Raw genomic sequence first — 4,250 nt, 5'->3', positions numbered from 1 at the left:
GCGGCACTGGGCGTTGGCACTCTTTATCTAGAGGCGAGAACAGACGAAATGATTGAGACCATGAATCAACACAAGATGCAAACAGGGAAATGTGCCGCTCTCACCATTTCGGTCGCACTCATGTCCGTATCGTCCTTCGCTGCCGATCGCATTGAAGGACGAGTCAAGGCCGGCGGTGCTGCGATTTCCGGGGCAGACGTAACCCTTTGGCTGGCGGGGCCGGGTGTCCCCCAGAAGCTCGCCGAGGCGAAGACAAATGACGATGGCAGCTACGACTTGCTGCTTGCCGACGGAAAGGGCGACGCCGGCGTTCTTTACCTCACCGCTGCGGGCGGCGAGTCGAAGCTGACATCCGGCAAGGGGCCGAATCCCGCAATCACCTTGATGGCCACGTTGGGGACTAAACCCCCGGAGCGCGTGACGATTAACGAGCTCACCACAGTGGCCTCCGCATGGACCGGAGCGCAGTTTCTGAACGGTACCGCGTTGAGTGGCGATGCCCTTGCACTGCGGATCGCAGCCGGAAACGTGGCGAATCTGGTCAATCTTGAAACAGGGGGTCTGGGATCGGTCATCCAAGACCCTCTGAACAGTTCGCAGACCACGACGATGGCCAAACTGAACACGCTGGGTATTCTGCTGTCGGCCTGCGTCACGGCGAAACCGGAGGCGTGCAACAAATTCTTTGAAGCAGCCACCCCGCCGGGTGGGGTCGCGCCGACCAACACGCTTGCCGCGGCGCAGAACATCGCCCGCCATCCGTGGCATCAAGCGGACAAGCTCTTCAATCTGCTCGACAAATTTTTTCCCGTTCCCGCCGGGAAGCGGACACGCGAAGTAGCTCTCATCCCTTACCTCAACTTCGCTCCAAGCGCGTGGACCTTGTCGCTGGTCTACTCGGGGGGAGGCTACTCCGGGGTGGGCGGCATAGCCATCGACGGCGAGGGCAACATGTGGGCAGCCGACAACTTCCTGGTAGGCTCGCAAACCACGATTTTTGCGCAGTTTGGCGGCGGCATCTCGAAGTTCGCACCGAACGGGAAGCCCCTTTCTCCGATGATCACGGGCTTTCTCGGCGGCGGCGTCGACAGCGCCGGATGGGGCTTGGCCATTTCGGCTGATGACAAGGTCTGGGTCACCAGCCTGATCGGCAGCACCATTTCCGTGTTCGATCGCAAGACGGGGCAGCCGATTTCGCCGGAGACCGGTTACAACTTCGGCGGAAAATTGGGTCAGATGCAGGGCATCATCGTCACCCCGAATGGCGACGTCTGGGCAGTAGATAACGGGCACAGTCAGATCATCTTCCTGCCACGGGGCGACGCCTCGAAAGGCCGCATCCTCGGTCGAACCGTTGACGGCAAGCCCGTAGATGGCACCCTCCAGGTCAAAGCGCCCTTCGGCCTGGCCATTGACCGGCAGGACCGGATCTGGGTCACCAATAGCGGTTCCAACACCGTGACCCGCTTTCCGGCCAGCGACCCAGGCAATGCTGTAGAGTTTGAGGTCGGATACAGCCCGCACGCCATTGCCATCGACAGCCAGGGCAATGCATGGGTCGCCAACTCCATCGGCCACCCTGGCACGATGGAGAAACTGGCATTCATCAAGGAAAAGGTCGAAGCAAAGTTTGCGAGCCTCAAAGGTTCGCTGTCGGACGATGAGCGCGCGGCCAAGGGGTGGATCGATCTGTGGAGCATCGCCCACAAGTACCCCGGGGGCGATGTGTCGATGATACGCCCTGACGGCACGGTTCTCGGCCCCTTTGATGCCGGCAATAGCATGAACGGAGCCTGGGGCGTTTCCGTTGACGGCAATGACAATGTCTGGGTCTCGAATTCCATGAGCCATACCATCACGCAGTTGTGTGGGGTTCGCACTGAGACCTGCCCGCCGGGACTTGCAACAGGCGATCCGATTTCGCCTGCAGGCGGCTACATCGGCGGTCTGCAAACTATTACGGGCGTGGCTCTCGATCCCGCCGGCAATGTCTGGGTGGCTAACAGCTGGAACCAGACGGATGTCGGCTTCAGCGAAGTGCCGGACGAGGCGCTATCCACCCGCTTTGCCTCCAACACCACGGTGGTTTTCTTCGGGTTGGCCAAACCTGTGCGCACGCCGTTGATCGGGCCGGTTCAAGCGCAATAGATCGTCACGGCGCCGAATTGGCGACCGTGGGGTCGGGAGTACGCATTCGCCGAAGTTGAAAGTCGCCATTCAGCGGCGTTTCTAACCGATGGTCGGTGGGTGCATAGCTGACCTAGGTAGCTAAGAACAGCAACGGCGGCTTGGCCGTCCGGCACTGCGATTCGCCGCCATTGGCGTCCTACGGCAGGATGCGAACGATGTGCGGGAAGCGGAGGCCGGCCCCGGGTGAGCCGGGGCTCGCCCTTGCGCGAAGAGTTCGACGACTGTCGAGGATCGTGTCAATGACGACACCGCGCCATCGCGCACGGCAGAAGGCGGTACACTGCTCGGCTACATCCGAAACTGAGTACCCCAGCGTTGATGGGCGAGCGCCAGCGACAAATGTCCTGCGGCGCGTTTGACACGTCGCGGCGCCAGCGGCTCAGCGCAGCCGTCATCCCACGCACGCACAAAATGGATTCCCATGAAAACCCCGACAAGACTCATAGCACTCGTAGAAGAAGGCCTCGTCGACGAGGTGATCGGCCAACTGATGAGCGGCAAGGAGGCTACCGTCTATGTCGTTCGCTGTGGCGAAGACATCCGCTGTGCCAAGGTCTATAAGGAAGCCAATCAGCGCAGCTTCCGCAAGAACGCCTCCTACCAGGAAGGCCGCAAGGTAAAGAACAGCCGGCAGGCGCGCGCCATGGAGAAAGGCAGCCGCTATGGGCGAAAGATGCAGGAAGAGGTCTGGCAGAGTGCCGAGGTCGATGCTCTCTATCGGCTGTCCGCGGCCGGCGTGCGCGTGCCGCAGCCGCATCTGTGCTACGAGGGCGTGCTGCTGATGGATCTGGTGGTCGACGCCGAGGGCCATGCGGCACCGCGCCTCAACGATATCGCGCTGAGCGAAGAACTGGCGCTGGAGTTTCACGCCCTGCTGGTCAATCAGGTGGTGCGGATGCTTTGCGCCGGCATCATTCACGGCGACCTTTCCGAATACAACATCCTGGTCGGTGAAGACGGGCCGGTGATCATCGATGTGCCGCAAGCCATCGATGCGGCGGGCAACAGCGAGGCTGCCGAGATGTTCGAGCGTGACGTAGTCAATCTACGGACCTACTTCAGCACCTTTGCCCCGGCGCTGAAGGACACCCAGTTCGCCAAGGAAATCTGGGGACACTATGAAAGCGGCTTGCTGACCCCGGAGTTGGCTTTGACTGGCCACGTGGTTCTTGACGAACGACTCGCCGATGTCGACGCGGTCTTGGAGCAGGTCGATCTGGCCATCAAGGAAGATGAAATCCGCCGCATGTGCCGGTAATTCCAGACGAGCGATGTTTGCCGCATTGCCCGTCGCACGGACGGCAGACGCCGGCAGCAGGTCCGATGTTGCCCTTTTGCGGTCAGTTCCAACATCCGCCTGTTCAGCGCTTGCAGCCTGGCGCCTGCTCACCCACCGCGGCAGCCGGCAACTTCAACACCACCCGTAAGCCACCCAGCGGTGAATTGGCCAGACCGAGTTCGCCGCCGTAGAGCCGCGCCAGATCGTCGACGATCGCCAGACCCAGGCCGCTGCCCGACACCTGCTGGTCGGCGCGAACGCCACGGCGGAGCACCGCATCGCGATCCCCAGCGGCGATTCCCGGGCCGTCGTCGTCGATGCCGACCAGCAGACACTGGCGATCGAGACGGGCGTCGACCTCGACCCGGCTGCGGGCCCACTTGCAGGCGTTGTCGAGCAGGTTGCCGAGCATTTCCTGCAGGTCGTGCTCCTCGCCGCGGAAGGCCAGGCTTGGCGCCATCGGCTGCAGCAGCAGTTCGAGTTGCCGTGCGGCGTGAATCCGTCGCATCGTCCGCAGCAGCGCGTCGACTACCGGTCGTAGCGGCGTCCTGGCGCCGGGGACGCCCACCGCGGCGGCGGCCTGGGCACGCGCCAGGTGGTAGTCGACCTGGCGTTTCGCGGCCTCGACCTGGCCGACGACCAGACGCGCGAGTTCATCATCCCTGCCTGCCGCGGCGTTGGCGAGAACGCTCAGCGGTGTTTTCAGTGCGTGTGCGAGATTGCCGGCGTGCGTGCGGGCGCGTTCGACGACCTCGGCGTTCTGCGTCAGGACGGTGTTGAA

3 protein-coding genes are annotated in these 4,250 nt (G+C 62.4%); 2 read left to right on the top strand and 1 reads right to left on the bottom strand.

Annotated elements, in window-relative coordinates; translation table 11 throughout:
* Nucleotides 1-2,148: NHL repeat-containing protein (locus RUW20_RS19660; RefSeq protein ID WP_313953915.1), on the top strand; the 2,148-nt coding region annotated here is incomplete at its 5' end.
* Between the two features lie 463 nt (nucleotides 2,149-2,611).
* Nucleotides 2,612-3,448, top strand: a complete 837-nt coding sequence (locus RUW20_RS19655) for a PA4780 family RIO1-like protein kinase (RefSeq protein WP_313953914.1) — start codon at nucleotides 2,612-2,614, stop codon at nucleotides 3,446-3,448.
* Between the two features lie 103 nt (nucleotides 3,449-3,551).
* Here the strand turns inward: RUW20_RS19655 and RUW20_RS19650 are convergent.
* Nucleotides 3,552-4,250: ATP-binding protein (locus RUW20_RS19650; RefSeq protein WP_313953913.1), on the bottom strand; the 699-nt coding region annotated here is incomplete at its 5' end.

This window comes from Accumulibacter sp. (assembly GCF_032229525.1).
Lineage (GTDB): Bacteria > Pseudomonadota > Gammaproteobacteria > Burkholderiales > Rhodocyclaceae > Accumulibacter.
This window is presented reverse-complemented; position numbering and strand designations above follow the sequence as displayed.